The 24,054-nt window shown below is 70.5% G+C and carries 21 protein-coding genes, 1 tRNA gene, 1 other RNA gene and 1 pseudogene; 11 read left to right on the top strand and 13 right to left on the bottom strand.

What is annotated here, in order from left to right; all coding sequences use genetic code 11:
• Positions 1 to 245: 245 nt before the first annotated feature.
• Positions 246 to 1,886: a DNA repair helicase XPB gene (locus tag ACQPXD_RS52915; protein WP_432832256.1), complete on the top strand. Its 1,641-nt coding sequence runs from the start codon at positions 246 to 248 to the stop codon at positions 1,884 to 1,886.
• An 88-nt stretch (positions 1,887 to 1,974) separates the two neighbouring features.
• On the opposite strand, the gene ACQPXD_RS52920 is transcribed toward ACQPXD_RS52915, so the two are convergent.
• From ACQPXD_RS52920 to ACQPXD_RS52935, 4 genes are all read right to left on the bottom strand, one after another.
• Positions 1,975 to 2,559, bottom strand: coding sequence for a TetR family transcriptional regulator (locus ACQPXD_RS52920; protein ID WP_432832258.1), 585 nt, complete (start codon positions 2,557 to 2,559; stop codon positions 1,975 to 1,977).
• Positions 2,537 to 4,051: an MFS transporter gene (locus ACQPXD_RS52925; protein WP_432832260.1), complete on the bottom strand. Its 1,515-nt coding sequence runs from the start codon at positions 4,049 to 4,051 to the stop codon at positions 2,537 to 2,539. Before ACQPXD_RS52925 ends, ACQPXD_RS52920 begins: the two co-directional genes overlap by 23 nt.
• Positions 4,052 to 4,759: 708 nt before the next feature.
• A complete protein-coding gene (locus ACQPXD_RS52930; RefSeq protein ID WP_432832262.1) occupies positions 4,760 to 5,824 on the bottom strand; it encodes an aspartate-semialdehyde dehydrogenase in 1,065 nt (354 codons plus the stop codon).
• 9 nt (positions 5,825 to 5,833) lie between these two features.
• Positions 5,834 to 7,099, bottom strand: a complete 1,266-nt coding sequence (locus tag ACQPXD_RS52935) for an aspartate kinase (RefSeq protein WP_432832264.1) — start codon at positions 7,097 to 7,099, stop codon at positions 5,834 to 5,836.
• A 175-nt stretch (positions 7,100 to 7,274) separates the two neighbouring features.
• Here ACQPXD_RS52935 and ACQPXD_RS52940 point away from each other — a divergent pair, with 175 nt between their 5' ends.
• The 4 genes from ACQPXD_RS52940 to ACQPXD_RS52955 all read left to right on the top strand — a co-directional run bounded on the left by ACQPXD_RS52940 (position 7,275) and on the right by ACQPXD_RS52955 (position 11,005).
• A complete protein-coding gene (locus tag ACQPXD_RS52940) occupies positions 7,275 to 8,042 on the top strand; it encodes a hypothetical protein (RefSeq protein ID WP_432832266.1) in 768 nt (255 codons plus the stop codon).
• Between the two features lie 201 nt (positions 8,043 to 8,243).
• Positions 8,244 to 9,950 (top strand): 2-isopropylmalate synthase, encoded by a 1,707-nt coding sequence (gene leuA, locus ACQPXD_RS52945; protein WP_432832268.1) that lies wholly within the window; start codon positions 8,244 to 8,246, stop codon positions 9,948 to 9,950.
• Positions 9,951 to 10,026: 76 nt separating this feature from the next.
• Positions 10,027 to 10,716: an HNH endonuclease family protein gene (locus ACQPXD_RS52950; RefSeq protein ID WP_432832270.1), complete on the top strand. Its 690-nt coding sequence runs from the start codon at positions 10,027 to 10,029 to the stop codon at positions 10,714 to 10,716.
• A 16-nt stretch (positions 10,717 to 10,732) separates the two neighbouring features.
• Positions 10,733 to 11,005, top strand: coding sequence for a hypothetical protein (locus ACQPXD_RS52955; protein WP_432832272.1), 273 nt, complete (start codon positions 10,733 to 10,735; stop codon positions 11,003 to 11,005).
• On the opposite strand, the gene recR is transcribed toward ACQPXD_RS52955, so the two are convergent.
• From recR to ffs, 4 genes are all read right to left on the bottom strand, one after another.
• Entirely contained in the window at positions 11,002 to 11,595 is a 594-nt protein-coding gene (gene recR / locus ACQPXD_RS52960; RefSeq protein ID WP_432832274.1) for a recombination mediator RecR, read from the bottom strand. The genes ACQPXD_RS52955 and recR overlap by 4 nt on opposite strands.
• A 12-nt stretch (positions 11,596 to 11,607) precedes the next feature.
• Positions 11,608 to 11,928, bottom strand: a complete 321-nt coding sequence (locus ACQPXD_RS52965) for a YbaB/EbfC family nucleoid-associated protein (RefSeq protein ID WP_432844290.1) — start codon at positions 11,926 to 11,928, stop codon at positions 11,608 to 11,610.
• A gap of 331 nt (positions 11,929 to 12,259) precedes the next feature.
• Entirely contained in the window at positions 12,260 to 15,418 is a 3,159-nt protein-coding gene (locus ACQPXD_RS52970; protein WP_432832276.1) for a DNA polymerase III subunit gamma and tau, read from the bottom strand.
• A gap of 100 nt (positions 15,419 to 15,518) precedes the next feature.
• An RNA gene (gene ffs, locus ACQPXD_RS52975) (signal recognition particle sRNA small type) lies at positions 15,519 to 15,612 on the bottom strand.
• A gap of 55 nt (positions 15,613 to 15,667) precedes the next feature.
• Between ffs and ACQPXD_RS52980 the strand changes: the two genes are divergently transcribed.
• The 5 genes from ACQPXD_RS52980 (at position 15,668) to ACQPXD_RS53000 (ending at position 18,207) form a co-directional block, all read left to right on the top strand.
• A tRNA-Ser gene (locus tag ACQPXD_RS52980) sits at positions 15,668 to 15,752 on the top strand.
• A gap of 192 nt (positions 15,753 to 15,944) precedes the next feature.
• Positions 15,945 to 16,214, top strand: coding sequence for a hypothetical protein (locus tag ACQPXD_RS52985; protein WP_432832278.1), 270 nt, complete (start codon positions 15,945 to 15,947; stop codon positions 16,212 to 16,214).
• A 283-nt stretch (positions 16,215 to 16,497) separates the two neighbouring features.
• Complete coding sequence (locus ACQPXD_RS52990) at positions 16,498 to 16,755, top strand: hypothetical protein (protein WP_432832280.1); 258 nt, start codon at positions 16,498 to 16,500, stop codon at positions 16,753 to 16,755.
• A gap of 273 nt (positions 16,756 to 17,028) precedes the next feature.
• A complete protein-coding gene (locus ACQPXD_RS52995; RefSeq protein ID WP_432832282.1) occupies positions 17,029 to 17,943 on the top strand; it encodes a helix-turn-helix domain-containing protein in 915 nt (304 codons plus the stop codon).
• A gap of 60 nt (positions 17,944 to 18,003) precedes the next feature.
• Positions 18,004 to 18,207 carry a DUF397 domain-containing protein gene (locus ACQPXD_RS53000; protein WP_432832284.1) on the top strand — a complete coding sequence of 68 codons (204 nt, stop codon included), beginning with the start codon at positions 18,004 to 18,006 and terminating at the stop codon, positions 18,205 to 18,207.
• A 3-nt stretch (positions 18,208 to 18,210) separates the two neighbouring features.
• Here the strand turns inward: ACQPXD_RS53000 and ACQPXD_RS53005 are convergent, their stop codons facing one another.
• The 3 genes from ACQPXD_RS53005 to ACQPXD_RS53015 all read right to left on the bottom strand — a co-directional run bounded on the left by ACQPXD_RS53005 (position 18,211) and on the right by ACQPXD_RS53015 (position 20,906).
• Entirely contained in the window at positions 18,211 to 18,414 is a 204-nt protein-coding gene (locus ACQPXD_RS53005; RefSeq protein WP_432832286.1) for a DUF397 domain-containing protein, read from the bottom strand.
• A gap of 171 nt (positions 18,415 to 18,585) precedes the next feature.
• Positions 18,586 to 19,059, bottom strand: coding sequence for a DUF6232 family protein (locus ACQPXD_RS53010; RefSeq protein WP_432832288.1), 474 nt, complete (start codon positions 19,057 to 19,059; stop codon positions 18,586 to 18,588).
• Between the two features lie 176 nt (positions 19,060 to 19,235).
• Complete coding sequence (locus ACQPXD_RS53015; RefSeq protein ID WP_432832289.1) at positions 19,236 to 20,906, bottom strand: DUF885 domain-containing protein; 1,671 nt, start codon at positions 20,904 to 20,906, stop codon at positions 19,236 to 19,238.
• A gap of 212 nt (positions 20,907 to 21,118) precedes the next feature.
• Between ACQPXD_RS53015 and ACQPXD_RS53020 the strand changes: the two are divergent.
• A pseudogene (locus tag ACQPXD_RS53020) lies at positions 21,119 to 21,856 on the top strand (DMT family transporter); the annotation flags it as partial.
• A gap of 72 nt (positions 21,857 to 21,928) precedes the next feature.
• Here ACQPXD_RS53020 and ACQPXD_RS53025 read toward each other — a convergent pair.
• Both ACQPXD_RS53025 and ACQPXD_RS53030 read right to left on the bottom strand, forming a co-directional pair.
• Positions 21,929 to 22,972 carry a PHP domain-containing protein gene (locus tag ACQPXD_RS53025; protein WP_432832291.1) on the bottom strand — a complete coding sequence of 348 codons (1,044 nt, stop codon included), beginning with the start codon at positions 22,970 to 22,972 and terminating at the stop codon, positions 21,929 to 21,931.
• 460 nt (positions 22,973 to 23,432) lie between these two features.
• Entirely contained in the window at positions 23,433 to 23,981 is a 549-nt protein-coding gene (locus tag ACQPXD_RS53030; RefSeq protein ID WP_432832293.1) for a hypothetical protein, read from the bottom strand.
• Positions 23,982 to 24,054: the final 73 nt, after the last annotated feature.

Here is a 24,054-nt window from a genome sequence, read left to right on the forward strand (position 1 = left end):
GAAATTCCCGATGCGACCCGGAACCGGATCGGACGACGCGCTCGCCCCCGAGTTGAACGGCCGTCGTCTCCCGGCCGGCTGTCGCGCCGCCGGGCCGCTGACGGCTCGAACGCGCACGTCCGGCTCCGCGGCGACGGCCGCCTGACCGTCGATACTGAAACGCCTCAGACCCCCTCCCACGTTGCATAGGTATGAATACTTCCCACTATCCGGGAACTGTCATACCCTCGTGCGACACTGGTCCGGTGCCTGAAGGTCCATTGATCGTCCAGTCCGACAAGACCCTGCTGCTTGAGGTCGACCATCCCGACGCCCAGGCGTGCCGCATGGCGATCGCCCCGTTCGCGGAGCTGGAGCGCTCGCCGGAGCACGTGCACACCTACCGGCTGACCCCACTGGGGCTGTGGAATGCGCGCGCCGCCGGCCACGACGCGGAGGGCGTGGTCGACTCGCTGCTGCGCTTCTCCCGCTATCCGGTGCCCCACGCCCTGCTGGTCGACATCGCCGAGACCATGGATCGCTACGGGCGGCTGCAGCTGCTCAACGACCCGGTCCACGGCCTGGTGCTGCACGCCTCCGACCGGGCGGTGCTGATCGAGGTCGCCAAGAGCAAGAAGCTCGCCGGGATGCTCGGCGCCCAGATCGACGCCGACACCGTCATCGTGCACTCCTCCGAGCGGGGCCGGCTCAAGCAGGCGCTGCTGAAGCTCGGCTGGCCCGCGGAGGACCTCGCCGGTTACGTCGACGGCGAGGCGCACCCGATCAGCCTGGCCGAGGACAGCTGGCACCTGCGCTCCTATCAGCGCGAGGCGGTCGACTCCTTCTGGGCCGGCGGCTCCGGCGTGGTCGTGCTGCCCTGCGGCGCCGGCAAGACGCTGGTCGGCGCGGCCGCGATGGCCGAGGCGAAGGCGACCACCCTGATCCTGGTGACCAACACGGTCGCCGGCCGGCAGTGGAAGCGGGAGCTGCTGGCCCGCACCAGCCTGACCGAGGCGGAGATCGGTGAGTATTCCGGGGAGCGCAAGGAGATCCGGCCGGTCACCATCGCGACCTACCAGGTGCTGACCACTCGCCGCGGCGGCACCTTCGCGCACCTCGACCTGTTCGGCGCCCGCGACTGGGGCCTGGTCATCTACGACGAGGTCCACCTGCTGCCCGCGCCGATCTTCCGGTTCACCGCCGACCTGCAGGCGCGGCGCCGGCTGGGCCTGACCGCCACGCTCGTGCGCGAGGACGGCCGCGAGGGCGACGTGTTCTCGCTCATCGGCCCCAAGCGCTACGACGCGCCGTGGAAGGACATCGAGGCGCAGGGCTGGATCGCGCCGGCCGAGTGCGTCGAGGTCCGGGTCACGCTGACCGACGCCGAGCGGATGGCGTATGCCGTCGCGGAGCCGGAGGAGCGCTACCGGGTGGCGGCGACGGCGCGCACCAAGCTGCCCGTCGTCCGGGCGCTGATCGATCGGCACAAGGACGACCAGATCCTGGTCATCGGGGGGTATATCGACCAGCTGCACCAGCTCGGCGAGTTCCTCGATGCGCCGATCATCCAGGGATCGACGACCAACCGGGAGCGGGAGCGGCTGTTCGACGCGTTCCGCAGCGGCGAGCTCAAGACGCTGGTGATCTCCAAGGTCGGCAACTTCTCGATCGACCTGCCCGAGGCGGCGGTGGCCGTTCAGGTGTCGGGCACGTTCGGGTCGCGGCAGGAGGAGGCGCAGCGGCTGGGGCGGGTGCTGCGGCCTAAGGCGGATGGGCGGCAGGCGCACTTCTACACGGTGGTGGCCCGGGACACGATCGACACCGAGTATGCGGCGCATCGGCAGCGGTTCCTGGCGGAGCAGGGCTACGCCTACACGATCACTGATGCGGATGACGTGTTGGCTTGATCTCGCTGGCCCCTCCGGGGGCCGGGGGGAGGGGCGCCGGGGGACCCTGCGGCCGTGCACTGCCGGGTCCAGCGCGGGGTGCGGTTGGTTAGGGGCCCTCGGCGATTACCGACAACGCCTCGTCGATCAGGGCGTTGACGTCGTCTGTCTTCTGGCCGTGCTGGACCCATGCCATGATGGCGTTGATCAGGGCGCCTACGCAGGCGCCGACGAAGGCTTGGCAGCGGAAGTCGTCGGCCGGGCGACCCAGACGTTCGGCAAGGGGGGCGGCCAGGTAGCGGATCGAGTCCTGCATGTTGTCCAGGGCTCGCATGCGCAAGGCGGGCACCGCGAACTGCAACCTCGCGCGCTGCAGGGTCTGTTCGAGTTCGTTCGGGCCGATCGTGCCGAAGGTGGCCTTGATCGAGGCGCGGATGACCTCGAGTGGGGGCAGGTCCGGCGGGGCATTGCGGATTTCCTCGGCCATGACCTCGTCGTAGCGGTCCTGGATGACCACGTCTTCCTTGGTCTTGAAGTAGCGGAAGAACGTGCTCGGCGAGACCTCGGCCGCCTCGGCGATCTGCTCGATGGTGGTCGCGTCGTAACCCTGCTGGGCGAACAGGCGCAAGGCGTGCTCCTGGATCGCCCAGCGGGTCTTCTGCTTCTTGCGTTCACGCAACCCGGGCGAGCTCATCCACCGATTCTTCCCCACGCTTGGCCGGTTGCGCACCGGGCAGGAACAGCGCCACCAGGGCCGCGCCGACGACGGCGATCGCGGCGCAGACGAGCAGTACCACGCTCATGGCGTCGACGAACGCGGAGCGGGCCGCCAGGGCCAGGGCCTGGTCGCCGGTGCGGGTGGCGATGGCGACGGCGGCGGAGATCGACTGTTTCGCGGTCTCGGGGGCGGTGCCGAGGCGGTCGCGGTAGATGGCCGAGGTCAGGCTGCCCAGCAGCGCCACGCCCAGGGCACCGCCGACCTGGCGGAGGGTCATCGTGATCGCGGTGCCCGAGCCGGCCTCGTCGCGCGGGAGGGCGCCGAGCACCGCGTCCATGGCCGGGGTCAGCGCCAGGCCGATGCCGGCGCCGCCGATGAGCAGCCAGGTGGCCACGAAGCCGTAGCCCGAGCCGACGTCGGTGCGGGCGCCGAGCGCCATGCCGACGGCGCCGAGCAGCAGGCCGGCCGCGATCGGGACGCGGGTGACGGTGAGGCGGGCGACGCGCTCGCCCAGCGGGGCGCCGACGAACAGGCCGGCGATCAGCGGCAGCAGCCGCAGGCCGACGCCGAGCGAGTCGTCGCCGCGGACCGCCTGGAGGTATTGCGGCAGGATGAACAGCATCCCGAAGAGGGCGAACGATCCCATGGTTCCGGCGGCGGTACCCCAGGCAAAGCGCGGTTTCCGGAACAGTTTCAGGTCGATCATGGGCTCCGCGGCGCGCCGCTCGGCGAGTGCGAAGATCGCGAGTAGCACCGCGCCGGCGGCCAGGCCGGTGAGCACCCGGGCGTCCGTCCAGCCGCGGGCCGGAGCCTCGATCACGCCGTACACCAGCAGCACCAGTCCCAGCGTGGACAGTGCGGCGCCGATGAAGTCGACCCGCTTCGGCGCGGAGGACCTGGACTCGGGCACGAGCAGCGCGACGGCCACGAGCGCGACCAGCGCGACCGGCACGTTGATCACGAAGATCGAGCCCCACCAGAAGTGCTTCAGCAGGTACCCGCCGATGATCGGCCCGAGCGGCAGCCCGATGCCCATGCCCATCGTGGCCAGGGAGATCGCCTTGCCGCGCTCGTGCGGCTCGAACATCACGGGCAGCACCGCCATGGTGAGCGGCGTGAGGATCGCGCCGCCGACGCCCATGAGCGCGCGGGCGGCGATGACCTGCCCGGCGTCGCCGGCGAACACGGCGATCAGCGAGGCGCCGGCGAACAGCAGGAGGCCGGCCATGAGCAGGCGCTTGCGGCCGTACCGGTCGCCGAGCGCGCCCATGGGCAGCAGGAGACCGGCGAAGACCAGCACATACGCGTTGACGATCCACTGCAGGTCGTCGTTGCCGGCGTTGAGGTCGGCCGCCAGCGTGGGCAACGCGACGTTGAGGATCGTGGTGTCGAACCCGACGGTGAGCACGCTGAGCACGATCGCGACCAGCGCCCACCACCGCCGCGGGCTGGAGGTGACAGTAGACATGTTTTGAGAGTAACTACCACTTGCATGTAGCTGTCAATCGAGACAAGCTTCACAAGCAACCCGCTCGCCGGTCACGCCCACCCTTCGTCGTCTTACCACCCCAGCCGCGACCATTCCGACGGATCGTCGTTTATGCCCTCCATTGCACGGCCCCGCCCGACCGCGCTCCGATGGCACGCACAGCCAGCGGGCTCGCCGAATCTCGCATATCGGATTTATGCCCTGTCAGGCGAAAAATCCGATACGTGGGTCGTGTTGTCACCGGCCGCGCGTTCGCCCGCCCCGCGCTCGCCCACCCGCGCTCGCCCGCCCGCGCTCGCCCGCCCCGCGCTCGCCCACCCGCGTTCGCCCGCCCCGCGTTTCGCCACTGCGACCGGAAGTCTCCGCGATCATGCCGAACCCGCCATCGACACCACTGGTTTTTCATGATCACGGAGCGAACATGTACACCTGTGTACCAAATGTCTCCACGATCATGGCGAACCCGCGGTGCGGTCACGACACCACGCATGATCACGGAAACAAACGTTCGCTCCACCCGCCCGCATCGAGGCCCTCGCCGCCAGGCGAACAAACCCGCAGAACGGCCCGAACCGACAAAAGCGATGTAAACGGATTTATGCCCTGTCGGGCGAAAAATCCGATAAGTCGTGGCGCGGAGCGCCCGACTTATCGGGACTCACCCCGGGCCAGGGGTGCTGCCCCGGGTCAGAGGTGCTGGCGCAGCTCGGTGGAGAGCAGTTCGGCGATCTGGGCCGTGTTGAGGGCGGCGCCCTTGCGCAGGTTGTCGCCGGTCACGAAGAGGTCCAGGGCGCGGGGGTCGTCGACCGAGCGGCGGATGCGGCCGACCCAGGACGGGTCGGTGCCGACGGCGTCGATCGGCATCGGGAACTCGCCCGCGGCCGGGTCGTCGACCACGATCACGCCCGGGGCGTGGCGCAGCACGTCGCGGGCGCCTTCCGCGTCGACCTCCGAGCCGAAGACGGCGTGGACGGCGACCGAGTGGCCGGTTACGACCGGGACGCGGACGCAGGTGGTGGAGACTTTGAGGTCGGGCAGGCCGAGGATCTTGCGGGACTCGTTGCGGATCTTGAGCTCTTCCGAGGACCAGCCGCCGTCGCGCAGCGAGCCGGCCCACGGCACGACGTTGAGGGCGAGCGGGGCCGGGAAGGGGCCGAGGTCGTCGCCGACGGCCTGGCGGACGTTGCCGGAGCGGGAGCCCAGGGTGCGGTCGCCGGCGACGCGGGTGACCTGGTCGAGCAGGGTGTCGACGCCGTCCTTGCCGGCGCCGGAGACCGCCTGGTAGGAGGCCACGACGAGCTCCTTCAGGCCGTACTCCCGGTGCAGCGGCGCCAGGGCCACGATCATCGTCAGGGTGGTGCAGTTGGCGTTGGCGATGATGTTCTTGGGGCGGTTGCGCACCTGCTCCGGGTTGATCTCAGGCACCACGAGCGGCACGTCGGGGTCCATGCGGAAGGCGCCGGAGTTGTCCACGGCGATGGTCCCGCGGGAGGCGGCGATCGGTGCCCACTCAGCCGAGACCTCGTCGGGCACGTCGAACATGGCCACGTCGATGCCGTCGAAGACCTCGGGGGCGAGCTCGTGCACGACGAGCTCCTCGCCGCGCACGACGAGGGTGCGGCCCGCCGAGCGCTTGGACGCGACCAGCCGGATCTCGCCCCACACGTTCTTGCGGGACGACAGCAGCTCGCACATCACGGAGCCGACGGCCCCCGTTGCGCCGACGACGGCGAGGCTCGGCAGAGCGCCCATGAGGGAGGCCTACCTTCCGGTCCCCGCGTAGACCACGGCTTCCTCGTCGCCGCCGAGCTCGAAGGCGTCGTGGATCGCCCGGACGGCGACGTCGAGGTCCGTGTCGCGGCACACGACCGAGACCCGGATCTCCGAGGTCGAGATCATCTCGATGTTGACACCGGCCTCGGCCAGCGCGGCGAAGAGCATGGCCGCGACGCCCGGGTTGGAGCGCATGCCGGCGCCGATGAGCGAGACCTTGCCGATGTGGTCGTCGAACAGGATCGACTTGAAGTCGATCGAGGACTTGATCCGCTCCAGGGCCGCCTTGGCGGTCGCGCCGTCGGTCTTGGGCAGCGTGAAGGAGATGTCCGTGCGGCCCGTGCTCTCGGTCGACACGTTCTGCACGATCATGTCGATGTTGGTCTCCGCGGCGGCGACCGTCTGGAAGATGCGCGCGGCGACACCGGGCTGGTCGGGCACGCCGACGATGGTGATCTTCGCCTCATTGCGGTCGTGCGCGACGCCGGTGATGAGCGCTTGCTCCACGGAAAGGTCCTCCATCGATCCGGTGACCATGGTGCCGTTGGCGGTTGAATACGAGGAGCGGACGTGGATCGGCAGCGAGAACCGGCGCGCGTACTCCACGCTGCGCAGGTGCAGCACCTTCGCGCCGCACGCGGCGAGCTCGAGCATCTCCTCGTAGGTGATCTGCTTGATGTGGCGGGCGTTCTTGGCCACCCGCGGGTCGGCGGTGAAGATGCCGTCGACGTCGGTGTAGATCTCGCAGACGTCGGCGCTCAGCGCCGCGGCCAGCGCGACCGCGGTGGTGTCCGACCCGCCCCGGCCGAGCGTGGTGATGTCCTTGGTGTCCTGGGAGACGCCCTGGAAGCCGGCCACGATCGCGATCGCGCCCTCGTCGAGCGCGCTGCGCAGGCGGCCCGGGGTCACGTCGATGATCCGGGCCCGGCCGTGCGTCGAGGTGGTGATCACGCCGGCCTGGCTGCCCGTGTAGGACCGGGCCTCGTAGCCCAGGTTGTTGATCGCCATCGCCAGCAGGGCCATCGAGATGCGCTCGCCGGCGGTCAGCAGCATGTCCAGCTCGCGGCCGGCGGGCACCGGGCTCACCTGCGAGGCGAGGTCGAGCAGCTCGTCGGTCGTGTCGCCCATCGCGGAGACGACGACCACGACCTCGTGGCCGGCCTTGCGGGTGTCGACGATCCGCTCGGCGACGCGCTTGATTCGCTCGGCGTTGGCCACTGACGACCCGCCATACTTTTGCACGATCAGCGCCACCGCCGTCGAGCTCCTTCCCGCTCGTTTCCAGCTCACCGCCCGTTCGGGCGAGGTCAACGCAGCCGAGCGTACCGGGGTGGGGAGCCGCTCGGGAGTGGCGTTCCACGATCCGGCCGGTCCGCGGGGCGAGAATACGCGGGTGCGGGAGCATCGGCGCGGGAATCGGGCGATCACTGTGACCACCGGCACGGCATTGGCCGTGCTCACCGGCCTGCTGGTGACCGCGTGCGGCTCCTCGGGGGCCACGGATCCGCAGGTCACCCCCGCCGAGACGGAGGCGCCGGCACAGCCCGACCCGCGGGCGCTGCTCGCCGCCCGGGTCGCGGTCGCGAAGGATCGCCGCTACATGGCGGCCTACACGCTGACCGTCCCGGGCAAGGCCCCGCGCTCGATCGTGGTGTCGATCGCCACAGACCGCACCTGGCGGGTCGACATCCAGGGCGGCGCGCTCGGTGGCACCGCCGACGTGGCGATCGCGAGCCGGCCGGAAGGGACGTACCAATGCCCGATCAACCCGGCCGGCGGCTGCATCCGGGTGGCCGGGGGCGGCAAGCGACTGCCGGCCGCGATCGATCCGCGGATCCAGTACGTCTTCGTGACCTGGCTCGACGTGCTGCTGGACCGGCAGGTGCCGCTGTCGGTCGCCCCGGCCGACCCGCTGGCCGGCACCTCCGCCCCGTGCTTCGCGGTGGAGCCCGGGGTGACCGCGATCGCGCCGCCGATGGACCCGGGCACGTTCTGCTACAACGACAGCGGCATCCTCACCGCCGCCAAGCTGCCGTTCGGGCAGCTCATGCTCACCGGCGAGGTCGTCGCGGCGCAGTCGACGATCTCGCTGCCCGGGCCGGTCGTCGACGGCACGCCGCTGAGCACGTCGGCCCCGCCGCCCCCGCCGCCGTCCGCCCCGCCGTCGGTGCCGGCCTCCCCGACGCCCACCCGCTGACCGGGCCCGTCGTTCGCGGTACCGCCGCAACAGGCGTAGAGTGACGCCCGACATGTGGCAGACGCTTCTTCTTCGTCGCCGCGGCGGGGCCCGTCAGACCGGCACCTCGTCGCGGGGATGACGCGCGTCTGCGCTCCTGCCGGTCTGCTTCAGCCCAGACCTATTCCCGCGACCCCGCGATGATCTCAGGAGCCCAGAAGCATGTCCGATATCGCCCGCCAGACCGTCAGCCGGATGCCCATTCACCGCTACCGGCCCTTCTCTGAACAGTTCCCGATCCCGCTGACCGACCGTCAATGGCCCGGCAAAGAGGTCAAGGTCGCGCCCCGCTGGTGCGCCGTCGACCTGCGCGACGGCAACCAGGCCCTGATCGACCCGATGTCGGTCGAGCGCAAGCGGCGGATGTTCAACCTGCTGGTGCGCATGGGATACAAGGAGATCGAGGTCGGCTTCCCGGCCGCCTCGCAGACCGACTTCGACTTCGTGCGCACGCTGATCGAGCAGGACCTGATCCCCGAGGACGTCACGATCCAGGTGCTGACCCAGTGCCGCGACGTGCTGATCGAGCGCACGTTCCAGTCGCTGGTCGGCGCCCGCCGGGCGATCGTGCACTTCTACAACTCGACCTCGACCCTGCAGCGGCGCGTGGTGTTCGGCCTGGACCGGGCCGGGATCACCGACATCGCCACGAGCGGCGCGCGGCTGTGCCAGAAGTACGCCGAGGCGATCACGCCCGACACCGAGATCTACTACGAGTACTCCCCCGAGTCCTACACCGGCACCGAGCTGGACTACGCGCTGGAGGTATGCAGCGCGGTCATCGAGGTGCTGCAGCCGACCCCGGACCGGCCGCTGATCGTCAACCTGCCGGCGACCGTGGAGATGGCCAGCCCGAACGTCTACGCCGACTCCATCGAGTGGATGTCGCGCAACCTGCCGCGGCGCGAGTCGGTCGTGCTGTCGCTGCACCCGCACAACGACCGCGGGACCGCCGTCGCCGCCGCCGAGCTGGGCATGCTGGCCGGCGCCGACCGGGTCGAGGGCTGCCTGTTCGGCAACGGCGAGCGCACCGGCAACGTCGACCTGGTCACCCTGGGGCTGAACCTGTTCTCGCAGGGCGTCGACCCGCAGATCGACTTCTCCGACATCGACGAGATCAAGCGGACCGTCGAGTACTGCAACCAGCTGCCCGTCCACGAGCGCCACCCGTATGCGGGCGATCTGGTGTACACCGCCTTCTCCGGCTCGCACCAGGACGCGATCAAGAAGGGCTTCGAGGCGCTGAACCGCGACGCGGTGGCGGCCGGGGTCGAGGTCGACCAGTTCACCTGGGGCGTGCCGTATCTGCCCGTCGACCCGAAGGACCTGGGCCGCTCCTACGAGGCGGTCATCCGGGTCAACTCGCAGTCCGGCAAGGGCGGCGTGGCGTACATCATGAAGACCGAGCACCACCTCGACCTGCCCCGCCGCCTGCAGATCGACTTCTCCGGCGTGGTGCAACGCCACACCGACGACGAGGGCGGCGAGGTCAGCCCGGCCGCGATGTGGGAGTTCTTCGCTTCGGAGTACTTCAGCGACAAGCGGTTCACGCTGGTCAACTACGAGGCCACCACGGCCGACGACAAGGTCTCCCTCACCGCCGACATCACCGCCGACGGCGTCGCGCGCACCGTCTCCGCCACGGGCAACGGCCCGATCGACGCCTTCGTCCACGCCCTGGGCGACGTGGGCGTCGACGTGCGGGTGCTGGACTACGCCGAGCACGCGCTGACCTCGGGCGAGGGCGCGCAGGCCGCGGCCTACGTCGAGTGCTCCGTCGACGGCCACACCTACTGGGGCGTCGGCGTCGACGCGAACATCGTCACCGCCTCGCTGCGCGCCGTGCTCAGCGCCGCCAACCGCGGCTGACCCAGCAAGAAAGTCGGACATCGGACCCGCCCGTGACCAGCGACACGGGCGGGTCCTCCGGGCCGTACGTGCGCCGATGCCGCACAGTATTGACGTGCGCCCCTCCCTCAACGGCAAAGCCGTCCTCATCGCCCTCGCAATCGCCACGGTGCTCACCGGCGCCGGCAGCTGTGACGTCTCCTCCACCCCCGGCGCGGCCGAGCCCACGTCGGGCACGAACGCCGGCGGCGGTGGTGGCGGCGGCGGTACCGCGTCGGTGGACGCGCTGACCGTCGCCGCGGCCGGCTCGATGTCCGGCTACAGCCGCGAGAAGTTCACGCACTGGATCGGCCAGGGCGACGGCTGCGACACGCGCGACGTCGTGCTCAAGCGCGACGGCAAGAACGTCAAGGCCACCACCGACTGCAAGATCACCTCGGGCACTTGGTACAGCCCATACGACGACAAGACGCTGACCGACCCGCAGGCCCTCGACATCGACCACATGGTCCCGCTCGCGGCGGCTTGGCGCTCGGGCGCGGCGAAGTGGACCGACGAGCAGCGCAAGGGTTTCGCGAACGATCTGACCCGGCCGCAACTGTTCGCGGTTAGCCTTCAGTCCAACCGGGCAAAGGGCGACCAGGACCCGTCGACGTGGAAGCCGCCGAACCACGCCTACTGGTGCACGTACGCCCAGAACTGGGTCACCGTGAAGACGTACTACAAGCTGACCATCACGCAGGCCGAGAAGACCGCACTCAGCGACATGCTCGCGACCTGCAAATAACGTGGAAGGGGCCGGAATGACCGAGACTCCCGCCGTTCCGGCCCCGCTCGTCACAGACATCATGGCGGGGCCGGGCGGCGTCATGACCGACGAGGTCGGGGTGATCACCGGCGAGCTGACGCTGCGCTCGGAGATCGGCCCCGACGGGTCCTTCGTCGTCAAGGTCCAATACAAAGAAGCCGAGGAGTGGTACTCCGTGACCGGCGCCAAGGGCCACCTCAACGACCCTTCGGACCTGCCCGCCGTCCACGCCGCCGTCGCCGGCATCCTCAACCGCCCCGAAGGCTAAACGGCCCGCCGCCCCTCGAAGGCCCGCCCCAGCGTGATCTCGTCGGCGTATTCGAGGTCGCCGCCCACCGGGAGTCCGCTGGCCAGCCGCGTGACGTTGAGCCCCATGGGCTTGACCAGCAGCGCGAGGTACGTCGCGGTCGCCTCGCCCTCGGTGTTGGGGTCGGTCGCCAGGATCAGCTCCTTGCAGGTGCCTTCGGCCAGCCGGGTCATCAGCTCGCGGATCCGCAGATTGTCCGGCCCGATCCCTTCGAGCGGATTGATGGCGCCGCCGAGCACGTGGTACCGCCCGCGAAACTCCCCGGTCCGCTCGATCGCCACGACGTCCTTGGGCTCCTCGACCACGCAGAACACCTCGTCGCTGCGCCGCGGATCGCGGCAGATGCGGCACAGCTCCGATTCGGCCACGTTGAAGCAGCGCGTGCAGAACCGCACGAGCTCCTTCACCCGCTGCAGCGCCTGCGCGAGCCGCTTGACGTCCGCGGGGTCGGACGACAGCACGTGAAACGCGATGCGCTGCGCGCTCTTCGGCCCGACCCCCGGCAGCCGGCCGAGCTCGTCGATCAGGTCCTGGATGGCGCCCTCGTACACGCCGGGCGCCCGTTAGAACCCGGGCAGCCCGAGCCCGCCGCCCAGGCCACCGAGCCCGGCGGTCAGCGGGCCCATCTTCTCCTCGGTCAGGTCGCGGGCCGCCTGCGCCGCGTTGTGCAGCGCGGCGACAACGAGGTCCTCCAGCGTCTCGACGTCGTCCGGATCGACCGCCTTGGGATCGATCTTGACCGACACGATCTCGCCGGTCCCCTTGACGGTCGCCGTCACCAGCCCCCCACCGGCGGTCCCGGTGAGCTCGGCCTCGGCCAACTCCGCCTGCGCGGCGACCATCTGCTGCTGCATCTTCTGCGCCTGCTTCATCATCTGCTGCAGGTTGGGCTGTCCACCGGGCCGCACAGGAGGCTCCTCACCAATGTCGGGGTGTTATCCGGATGTACTAGCACGAGGCTTTCGGACCAGCTTAGGTCCTACCCGACGACCACCCCGACCACGCACCCTCCCACCGCGCGCCACCCGCTCCCGCCACCCGCTCCGAGCATTCACCACGGCCGCGCCCGCTCACCACCGCCACGCCGCCCAACCCCGCGGCAGCGCTTCCGCGCCCGCCCACCGTCGCCACGCCGCCCAACCCCGCGACAGCGCTTCCGCGCCCGCCCACCGTCGCCACGCCGCCTGACGCCTCGACGGCGCGGCTGCGCCGCCGTCAGCCGGTCGTCTCGCCGATCTTCTCCGCGCCCAGCGCCTCGACCAACAGCCGCAGGGCCGCCTCCTCACTGGTCTCCCGGACCTCGGTGGCGTCGTCCAGCAACTCGTCTCCGGGATCGAGCCCGGGGAACCGCGAATCCTGCACCGGCTGGTCATACTCCGGGTCGAACGGCGGCTCTTCCGCCCCCGTGCCCTCCCAGGCCGACTCCGCCGGCGCGGCCGGCGGTGCCGACACCGCTCCCGCTCCGCGCCGTCCACCGTTCGCCGCCGCGGCGGCCGCCCGGCTGGCCGCTTCCCGGGCGCGCTCCAGAGCGCTGGACCCGCCCGGCCGCGACCGCCCGCCCTTGACCGGGGCGGCGGCTGCGGGCTTGCCGCCGTTGGCCGGACCGGGCGGGTTCGACCCGTGCAGGGCCGTGCCCGCGTTCGCCCCGTTGGGCGAGCCCGCGCTCACCCCATTCGGGGAGCCCGCACCGATTCGTGCCCCGTTGGCCGAACCGAGCGCCGCCTCCGCCCAGCCCGCGGCCGCACCTGCGGGCGCGTCGACTCCGGCCGGTGCGGAGCCGATCGGTGCGGAGCCGATCGGTGCCGAGCCGATCGGTGCCGAGCCGATCGGTGCCGAGCCGATCGGTGCCGAGCCGGCCACCGGTCGGCCGCCAATATCCGCCGCCGCATGCTGCATCGCCGGCGCGGGATGGGCCGCGGCCGTTGCCGCTGCGCCCCCCGGCGTCGCCGGCATCGGCCAGTCGTCGTCCGGGGCACTGGCAACAACGGCCGGCGCGGTGACCTGCGCCGCGCCGCCGCCTCCGGGAATCGCGGGCGTCGGCCAGTCATCGTCCGCGGGCGCCGCCTGCGCCGGCGCGCCAACCGGCCGCCCCGAGGACGACCCCCGGTAACCGTTGGGCGCGGCCTGCCCCGGCCCACCGCCGGCCGAGCCCGCCTGGCTCGCCGCGACCTGCTGCCCCGGGCCCCCCGACGAATCAGGTCGCCCCGGCCCCGCGGGGCCGGGCTGGCCCAGGCCTGCCGGGCCGTGCTGCCCCGGGCCTGCGGGCGGGCTCGCGGTGGCCGACAAAACGGCGGAGGACACGGATCGCCCGGCGACAGCCGACGACTCCGCGCCCCCAGAGGACCCCGCGACGGCGGAGGGACCCACGACGGCGGACGGACCGGCAGCGGCGGATGGGGCCGCGGTCGTGTAGTGGCTCGGGGCCGAAGGCTGACCGGGGACGGCGTGGTAGCCCGACGGAGCCGGAGGACCCGACGCCGACGGGCCTGAGGCGGAGGGGCCCGAGGCGGAGGGCGGTGCGGAGGGGCCGGGCGGCTGCGGCGTGGGCTTCGGCGGCGTCGGCCGGTTGCCGCCACCCCCACCGCCACCACCGCCGGGCTGCCCGCCCACCTCGCAGCGGACCTGCCAGCGGCCGCCGAACAGCTCCTGGAGGGCGCTGATCAGCACCTCCGGGGCGGCGTTGAGCATGTTGGCATGCGTTGAGTACTTGAAGGCGAGCACCAGCGTGCCGCCCTCGACGTCCTGGACGATCGCGTCGCGCAGGATGGCGCCCGACTTCTTGCTCTTGTCGTTGACCAGGGCGAGCACGTCGGGCCAGACGCGGCGCATCGCGTCGGCGTCAAGGGCCCCGCCGCTCGCCGGCGGCTGAGCCGGCGCCGGGCCACCGCCGGTCGTCTGTCCGCCGGGCGCCGCATGCGTCACGGGCGCCGGCCGGGTCTCGGGGGCCGGGGCCGGGGTGGGTGCGGGCCGCTCGTCCGCGACCGGGCCGGGCGGCGGCGCGGAAGACCAGGAAGCGTCCGGCACCTCCGGAGCCTGCGATTGCCCACCGGGCTGCCCGCCCGGCGCGCCACCGCGCGGCTCGCGGATGTAGTCCAGGCCGCGGCTCGAGCCGCTCTCGACCGAGCCGCGCACCGGCGCGGCGCCGGAGACCTCCGGGTCGGCAGGGGACGGAGCCGGAGACGGCGCCGGAGAAGTGGGGGCGGGCACGCTGCCGGCCTGCAGGCGGCGCTCCATCCGCTCCAGGCGCTGCAGCAGCGCGGCGCTGGAGTCGTCGGCGGCGGGGAGCAGCATGCGGGCCGTGATCAGCTCCAGGAGCAGGCGCGGGGCGGTCGTGCCGCGCATCTCGGTGAGGCCGTTGTGCACGATGTCGGCGAAGCGGGACAGCGTCGCCTGGCCCAGCTGGGTGGCCTGGGCGCCCATCCGCTCGAGCTCGTCGTGCGGCGCGTCCAGGAGGCCCTTGGTGACGGCGTCGGGCACCTGCTGCAGGACGATCAGGTCGCGCAGGCGCTCGAGCAGGTCGGAGGCGAAGCGGCGCGGGTCGTGGCCGGCCTCGACGACCCGGTCGATGACGCCGTAGGCGCCGCGGCCGTCGTCGGCGGCCAGGGCGTCGCACATCTCGTCGATGAGGGCGACGTCGGTGACGCCCAGCAGGGCCACCGCCCGGGCGTAGGTCACGCCCTCCTCGCCGGCGCCGGCGATCAGCTGGTCGAGCACCGAGAGGCTGTCACGGGCGGAGCCGGCGCCGGCTCGTACCACCAACGGGAAAACGGCCGGCTCCACCTTCACGCCCTCGGCCGCCGTCAACTGCTCCAGGTATGGCCGCAGCACGCCCGGCGGGATCAGGCGGAACGGGTAGTGGTGGGTGCGGGACTTGATGGTCCCCAGCACCTTCTCCGGCTCGGTCGTGGCGAAGACGAACTTGACGTAGTCCGGTGGCTCCTCGACCAGCTTGAGCAGGGCGTTGAAGCCGGCGGACGAGACCATGTGGGCCTCGTCGATCACATAGACCTTGAACCGGCTCGACACCGGGGCGAAGAACGCCCGCTCGCGCAGGTCGCGGGCGTCGTCCACGCCGCCGTGGCTGGCCGCGTCGATCTCGATGACGTCGATGGAGCCGGCGCCGTCGGGAGCCAGGTCGCGGCAGGACTGGCACTCGCCGCACGGCTCCGGGGTCGGCCCGCGCTCGCAGTTGAGCGAGCGGGCGAGGATGCGGGCGCTGCTGGTCTTGCCGCAGCCGCGGGGCCCGGAGAAGAGGTAGGCGTGGTTGAGCCGGCCGGAGCGCAGCGCCTGCGACAGCGGCTCGGTGACGTGCTCCTGCCCGATGACCTCGGCGAACGTGCGCGGCCGGTACTTGCGGTAGAGCGCGAGCGCCACCAGCGGTCCTCCGTTCGACTAGAGGTTCCTAGAGCCGGGACCACCGTACTCCCGACCACCGACACTTTTCGGCAGGCGTCACCGGGCGGGCGCGAGATGCAGGAAGGCCACCCGTGCACCCGACAGAGCTCACTTATCCTTGCTGCCTTCCGGCCCTGGGGAGGTTCATGAGGTGCCGCCGCACGAGTGGCTTGCGGACCACAATACCCGGTGGCGCGAACCCGGCGAACGATGGGTATCCTGGCGCACGGAGGATTCGCCTAGAGGCCTAGGGCGCACGCTTGGAAAGCGTGTTGGGATAAAACCCTCACGAGTTCGAATCTCGTATCCTCCGCCGCTCACCAGGCAAAACGCCGGGCGACCCCCGACCGGGGAAGCCCGGCGTCGCCCCAGCGTTCGCCGACCCGCCATCCATCGGCCCGCCAGACGTCATGTCGCTATCTGCGATACGGCTGGTTGACGGCTGCCCACCCGTGCCGGCGCATGCGACCATCAGGACATCGACACGCTGTTTGAGGGGGCGGCGATGTTCTTCCGCAGTAGCGACATCATGATCACGAGCACCTGCGTGGTCCGCCACGCCGACAACGTCCGGTTCGACCTGACGGAGATCGAGGCGCCGTACATCGTCCGGCACGGCCGGGGGGCCGGGTTCCGGGTCGGCCGCGAGATCCGCGCGCGGTACCGGTCGGCCGACGTCCGGTTGTTCTACACAACCAACGCACCGACGTTCAGCGCCGTGCGGCGGGCCCTGATCCGGGCGCTCGAGCAGCGCGGCAACCCGCTGCCGATCTGAGGAGATCAGCACCAGCGGTTACGCAACCTGCGATATGGCAAGTTGTCAGGTAGCGCACAGGCGTACGGCATGGGACCATCAGGACAGCAGCCACGAGGGGGCGAGTGGCGACACAGACAGCGCCCGGCGGCAACCGGGCGCTGTTCTGGTTGTGCCGCCATTTTCCGGCTACGCGGTGGGGCGGCATCGATACTTGAGGTAATCCCTACCGCATCGCTGGGCCTTCTCGCAAGACCGAGGGGCGAAGCAGATGCGCACGCTGTACCGAAGTCAGGAGCTGATCGTGACCACCGATCGCTTCGAGATCCTCCGGCCCACCCACGTCCAGTACCGGATCGATTTCCTGGAGGGGGTGTACGTCCTGGAGCACCCGCGGACGGGCCGCACCCGCCCGGCAAAGGAAATCCGGGCCCAGTACGGTCTTCACGACGTCCGGCTCTTCCACAGCACCGACCCGACCAAGTTCGGCCAGGTCCGCCGAGCCCTGATCCGCGCCCTCGAGTGGCGCGGCCGGGAGCGGCGCTCCGCGGTCTCGCACTGACGGGTAGGACCGGGTCGTTACTTACTGTCCAGTAGGTAACGATCCGGAGAATCTGCCATATCACCGATAGCCGTATGGCCGATTGGCCTTACACTAACCCAGGCCTCGAACAGGGCCATCCGAACGGCCGGAATAACCCGCGACAACAGGGTAATTCCCGTCCCCCGACGTTTTGCGCAGGTCTGCGACCCTGCCCGCCTACCGGCGAGTAGGGTGGGAATACTCGCAGCGATACGGCAAGTAGACACAGGTCCGACGAGGGACAGCCACGACATGAGTTCGGGTGACACGCCCGCGGTCGCGCGCCGGAAAGTCCGGCTCGCGATCAAGGACGCCCGGCTCCGAAAGGGCGACACGCAGTCCCAAGTGGCCGAGGCCATGGAATGGTCGTTGTCCAAAGTGATGCGGATCGAATCCGGCGAGGTCACCATCTCGCAGAACGACCTGCGGCCACTGCTTGCCTATCTCGGCGTCAAGGATCGTAAGACGATCGAGGACCTCGTCCAGGCCGCCAAGGCCTCCAAGCAGCGCCGGCAGTGGTGGGACGACAAGCGGTACCACGGCCTGCTCACCCCGGCCATGCGCCAGCTGATCAGCTTCGAGGCCGAGGCGACGGCGATCCGCAGCTTCGCGCCCGCGGTGCTGCCGGGATGGCTGCAGACCGAGGCATTCGCCCGCGCCATCATCAGCCCCTTCGCGCACGAGCTGACCGAGGCGGAGATCGACGCTCGCGCGGCGATTCGCACGGTGCGCCGGGAGATGATCCGGCAGCGCGACCCGCGGCCCGAGGTCTTCGCCGTCCTGGACGAGTCGGTGCTGCTGCGCAAGTTCGGCGGATCCAAGACCAGCCGCGAGCAGTTCGCCGAGATCGGCAAGATGATCGCCGAAGGCTGGGTCCACATCCGGATCCACCCGCTGGAAAGCCCGTTCTCACCGTTCGGCCATTATGACCTGCTGTATCTGTCGCCCGATCAGAACAGTCACGCCGTGCTCTATCGAGAAAGCGGCACGGTCGATGAGATTGTCGACGACCCGATACGCATCGCGCGGCACCGCGAGGCCTGGGACCATCTGTGGAATGCCGCCATCGATGAGAAAGAATCGGCTGCACGAATAGCCGCGGCCGCGGAATCCCCCGCCGCCGCTGACGCGGATAAACGGCCTGCCGACCAAGGATCCCCGGACTAATTCCGAGGGAAATCTGGGGCGGCCACCGGGGCCGTCTCCCGTCCAGAGAACAGGTGAAATATGCACAAAACGGCCACGCTGCCCGCTTGGCGCAAGAGCAGCTACTGTGGCAACACGACGTGCGTCGAGGTGGCCGGCCTCGCGTCCAGCGTCGTGATGGTCCGCGATGCGAAAAACCCGGACGGGTCGCGGCTTTCTTTCGGACGCGATTCCTGGGGCGCGTTCATGGCCGGCATCAAGGACGGCGACTTCGACGTCCGATAGCGATCAGGACGGAGCGACGAGGCTACCGGTGCGCAGCCCTGTGATAAACGCACGCCAGTCGGCGGCGCCGAATTTCAGGCGCTCGCCGCAGGGGTGTTTGGAATCGCGGACCAGAATCGCGTCCGCGGTCTGCGCGATCTCCACGCAGGTGTGGTTGCCACACCGCGTGGCCCTGCGCCAGACGATCGCGTCGAGGTCCTCGGCCATCGGGTCGCCCTCCTTCGAACCCTAGGACGTGAACCTTTAGCGTACTCAGCGGCGAGCGACACTTCACGCGAGTATGCAACGTTGGCCCATGAATGCATATAAGCGGCAAACTGGGCAAATGGGTGTTACCCGCCGGCTACCGCCCCGCGGGTAACACCACCATATGCGCGCTCAGAGCTCGGAGTTCAACCTCCTGAAAGCGTCCGCGTAGCCGGCCCGGTCGAGACGGTCCAGGCTGGCCGCGTTGGCAGCCAGGGCCCGCATCAGGCAGCGACGCACCCGAATCAGCGAAATGACGTTGGTCGACGTGAACAGCGTGACGCCGGCGCCCGCGTAACGGGCGCGCAGCAGCCAGACCACCGGCGTGAAGACGCGCATCGCGCGGCCGGTGAGCGGCGGGACCGCCAGTACCGCGGCGGTGACCACATACTGAGCGGTGCCTTCGGTGAAGGTGAGCGCGGCCGCCGCCCCCACGGTGGCCAGCGCGCCGGCGACGAGCAGCACGATGCGGCCACCGCGGCCGTCGTGCTCGACGCGCAGATCGTCCAGCGCCTCCAGGTCGTAGACCTGGGGCTCCGGTTTCCATACGGCGTAGACATCGTCGGTGATGACGATGTCGTGCTCCTGGTAGAAGATGGTCGGCATAAGTTCCCCCCTTAGCCTCTCCATCAGTATGAGTGGGCCGGGTCACAGATCGCCAGACCACAAGGTGCCATATCGCAGGTTGCGCAACACCCACCGGCCGTGCGACTGGTGCGACGATCGTTCCCCCGATGACGCACTCTAGCGTCACCAAGGGCAGCGACGGGCGCAAATGAGAATCACAACCGGGCCACGGCGGCGCGCAACGGGTCGAGGCCGAGCGACCCGAGGTTGAGCGCGTCGCGATGGAAGGCTTTCAGGTCGAATTCCGCCCCTTTGCGGGCCTGGGCGTCGGCCCGGGCCGCCAGCCAGGCGCGCTCGCCGAGCTTGTACGACGGCGCCTGACCCGGCCACCCGAGGTACCGATTCAGCTCAAATCGCAGGCTCTTGTCCTCGACGCGGCAGTGGGCACGCAGGAACTCCCAGCCCAGCGCGGGCGTCCACCGCTCGCCGGGTGCGAAGCCGAAGGGGTTGTCGCGCGGGATGGGAAGCTCCAGGTGCATGCCGATGTCGACGATCACCCGGGTGGCGCGGAACGCCTGGCCGTCAAGCATGCCGAGCTTGTCGCCGGGATCGGAGAGGTACCCGAGCTCGTCCATCAGCCGCTCGGCGTAGAGCGCCCAGCCCTCGCCGTGGCCGGAGGACCAGGCGAGCACCCGGCGCCAGCGGTTGAGCAGCTCGGCCCGCACATATGTCTGCCCGATCTGCAGGTGATGGCCGGGGACGCCCTCGTGGTACACCGTCGTGACCTCACGCCAGGTCGAGAAGCTGTCCACGCCCTGGGGCACGGCCCACCACATGCGGCCGGGGCGGCTGAAGTCCTCGCTCGGGCCGGTGTAGTAGATGCCGCCGTCCGAGGTCGGGGCCAGCATGCACTCGATCGGCTGGACCTGCTCCGGGATGTCGAAGTGCCGGCCGTTGAGCTCGCGCACGGTGGCGTCGGCGAGCTGCTGCATCCAGTCGCGGAAGGCCTCCTTGCCGTGGATCGTGCGGGCCGGGTCGGCGTCGAGGGCGGCGACCGCCTCGTCGACGGTGCCGCCGGGCACGATCTTGTCGGCGACGGTGCGCATCTCCGACTCCAGCCGGGCCAGCTCCTCGAAGCCCCACGCATACGCCTCGTCGAGGTCGACCGTCGCGCCCAGGAAGAAGCGGGAGGCGAGCTGATACCGCTCCCGGCCGGCGGCCTCCTTGGGCCGGCCCAGCGGGACCAGCTCCCGGCGCAGGAACTCGCCCGTCTCGACGGTCGCGACCCGCGCGGCCTCGGCGGCCCGGCTCAGGTGCGCGGCGAGCGCCGGGTGCTCCGCGCCGACCCGCTCGGCCAGGTCGGGGTAGAAGTTGTCACCGTCGATGTCGGCCCAGACCTCGCACTGCTTCGCCACTTCGGCGATCTGCTTGGCCGGGGCGACGTGGCCGCGCCGGGCGTCGTGCAGCAGCGTCTGCCGCCACTGCGCGAGCGCGGTGGGCACGGCGGCGAGGCGGGCGAGGATGTTGGCGACGTCCTGCTCGCCGGCGGAGGGCATGAGATCGAACGAGCTGCGCACGCCGTGCAGCGGGCTGGCGATCACGTTGACATCGCTGGTGAGATCGCCGGCCTCGTAGCGCTCCAGGGCCAGCCCGAGGCGCTCCTGCATGGCCTCCTTGGCGACCCGCTCGCTCTCGCTCTGCGGCGTCGCGGCGTCGAGCGCGGCGAGCGTGCCGCGGTCGAGGTCGGCGAGCGCGCCGAATCCGTCGGGTGAAAGGTCGGTCATCCGGTCGTCGTAGCCGGCCACGCCGACGAAGGTCGCCCCGATCGGGTCGAGGGGCGCCCATTGTTCGACATACCTGTTGGCGATGTCATCGATAGATCCCACGCGCCGAACCCTACGGCAATGTTCCGATCATCGCGGTATGCCCGCAGGCCAATTCCCAATGGGTGGCCCGAGCGGGCCCTTCAGGTCCGATACCCGCGCGACAAGGCCGTCCGACCCGGTGCAGAGTAAGGCCCATGACGAATCCCGCCCCTGACGTGAAACGCTGGTTACCGGCATTCGCCGCGGTCGCCCTGATCTGGGGTACCAGCTTCATGTTCATCAAGGACGCGCTGGCGGGGCTGGCACCGGTGTATATCGCCCTCTATCGGATCGCCCTGGGCGCCGCCACTCTGCTGATCCTGCTGGCGGTGCGCCGGCTGCCGCTGCCGAAGGGCGCCCGGCTCTGGGGACATCTGTTCCTCTTCGCGGTGTTCGCCACGACGGTACCGTTCACCCTCTTCGGCTACGCCGAGCAGCGGGTGCCCTCGGTGCTGGCCGGCATCTGGAACGGCACGGCGCCGCTCACGACCCTGGCGGTGACCCTGATCGCGGTCCGCTCGCAGCGTCCCGACCGGCGCCAGATCACTGGACTTTTCATTGGTTTCCTAGGGGTACTCGTCGTGCTCGGCGTCTGGGACGGCGTCGCCGGGAGCTCGCTGATCGGCCAGCTGATGCTGCTGGGCGCGGTCACCTGCTACGGCATCTCGTTCAACTACACCCGCTGGCTGATGCAGCACTTCGACATCTCCCCGTTCCAGCTCTCCGCCGGCCAGCTGCTCATGTCCACGCTGCACCTGCTCGTCGCCGCGCCGCTGATCGCGGGCCGGCCGCCGGCGCCGCAGCACCTCGGCCCGCGGGTCTGGCTGGGCGTGCTGGCGTTGGGCATCTTCGGCACGGGCATCGCCTTCGCCCTGAACTACCACGTGGTGCAGACGGCGGGCATCACCACCGGCTCGATGGTCACGTACTTCCCGCCGTTCGTGGCCGCCGTCGCCGGCGTGGTTTTCCTGGGCGAGCACCTCACCTGGCACCAGCCGGTCGGCGGCCTGATCGTCCTGGCCGGCGTCGGTGTCTCGCAGGGCCTACTCGTGCGCCGCCGCCCACGCCACAAGCTCCTTGGCGGGCATCGTGTTGACGATCCGCTCCGGGGGAACGCCACAGGCGACGGCCCGCGCACACCCGTTCGGCAGCCAGTCCAGCTGACCGGGCGCGTGAGCGTCGGTGTCGATGGCGAACCGGCAGCCGGCCTCCAGCGCCACCCGTAGCAGCCGCTTGGGCGGATCGAGCCGCTCCGGCCGCGAGTTGATCTCGATCGCCTTGTCGTGCTCCACCGCCGCCCCGAACACGGCCTCAGGATCGAACCGGCTCTCCGGCCGCGTCCCCCGCCCGCCGGTGATCAGCCGCCCGGTGCAGTGCCCGAGGATGTCCAGGTGCGGGTTGCCCAGCGCGGTCACCATCCGCCGCGTCATGACTTCGGGCTCGTCCTTGAGATTGCTGTGTACCGACCCGACCACGACATCGAGCCGCGCGAGCAGCTCGTCGGTCTGATCCAGCGACCCGTCGCCGAGAATGTCCACCTCGATCCCGGTCAGCACGCGAAACTCCATGCCCAGCCCGGCGAACCCGGCGTTGAGCTCGGCCACGACATCGAGCTGCTCGGCCAGCCGCTGCGCGGAGAGCCCGCGCGCGACGGTGAGCCGCGGCGAATGGTCGGTCAGCACGAGGTACTCGTGCCCGAGCTGCGCCGCCGCCATCGCCATCTCGTCGATCGGCGACCCACCGTCGGACCAGTCGGAGTGCGCGTGGCAATCTCCACGCAACGCCCGCACGAGCGCCGCGGTGGCGTCGTCGAGGTCCTGCCCGGCGGTCGCCTCGAGCCGCCGGAGGTAGACCGGCTCCTCACCGGCGAGCGACTCCACCACGCACCGCGCCGTCACCTCACCGACCCCCGCCAGCTCGGTCAACGTCCCGGCCTTGGCCCGCGCCGCCAGCTCCCCTTCGGGCAACTTGGCCAGCTTGGCCGCCGCCCCTCGAAACGCCCGCACCCGGTACGTCGCCTCATGGGCACGCTCGAGCAGGTACGCGATCCGACGCAGATCGGCCAACGGGTCCCGCGCTGACGACATACGCCCACGCTAGCGGTTCCCCGCCGCCACCCGACCAGACCAGCCGCCCACGCCGCCCCAGGCCCGCCGTATGTCTCCGTGATCATGATCCTCGCCGGGTCACGTCCACCGGCGCCCCGATCGCCGACGGCCGCCGCAGGCTGGGCGTCGCTGGGCACAAGCGGCCATCGGCGCCGACCCCGAGGGGCGGGACGGTGCGGATGTCGCACCCGCCGGGCGCAACCGCCGCTCTGCGCGGCCGGGCCGGACGAATGTCTCCGTGATCATGATGCCCGCACCGACCGCACACCGGGTTTGCCATGATCCCGGAACCTTTCGGTACACAGGGGTACATCACCACTCCACGATCATGAAAAACCGTTGGTGTCGGTGCCAGTTGCGCATGATCACGGAGACTTCCGGTCGTTGCGCCGTGCAGCGCCCCGACGAGGCACCAAGCGCACGAGCGGGCCGCGCGGGGCTACGGGGCCGGCGGGAACGGTGAGTGGGTGCCGGCGCGCTGGCGGTGGCGGGGCGCGGCGGGGTGCTGGCGGGCGTCCAGGGCGGCCCAGTCGGCGGGGCCGGGCTCGGCGGACGGGCGGCCGGTAGGGCGGGCGAGTACCGTTCGGGTCCGGATCAGCGTGGCGAGCGGGTTGGCGAGCTGCAGCACCAGCGTGCCGAACTCCGCGCCCGGGAGGCAGCGGATGATGAGGAGCTGGTCGCCGCGGCGCACGTCCCAGAAAATGTTGCCGTATTGGCCGGCCGTGATGAGGCCGCGAATGTGCAGCGGGCCGCGGTGACGGGGCAGCGGCGGGGCCTCCGAGCGCGGCGCGATGCGGATCGAGGCGATCATTGACACCGGCACCTCGATTCGGGCCCGCCGGGTCCACCAGCGGTCCAGGCCCTGCGGCTCGATGACGAACGCGTTGTCGGTGACGGTGAGTTGGAGATTCGTCGGGACCTTCATCAACGCGAGCAGGCCCGCGGCCAGCACGAACGGGACCGCCGCGAGCACCAGTGCGGAGCTCATGAACTCCGAATGTACGCGCGTCTACGTTCCCCGTCGGCGCTTTCGAGAAAATGGGACCGAAGCGGGTAAAGGC

This window comes from Dactylosporangium sp. CA-092794 (assembly GCF_050948465.1).
Classification (GTDB): Bacteria; Actinomycetota; Actinomycetes; order Mycobacteriales; family Micromonosporaceae; genus Dactylosporangium.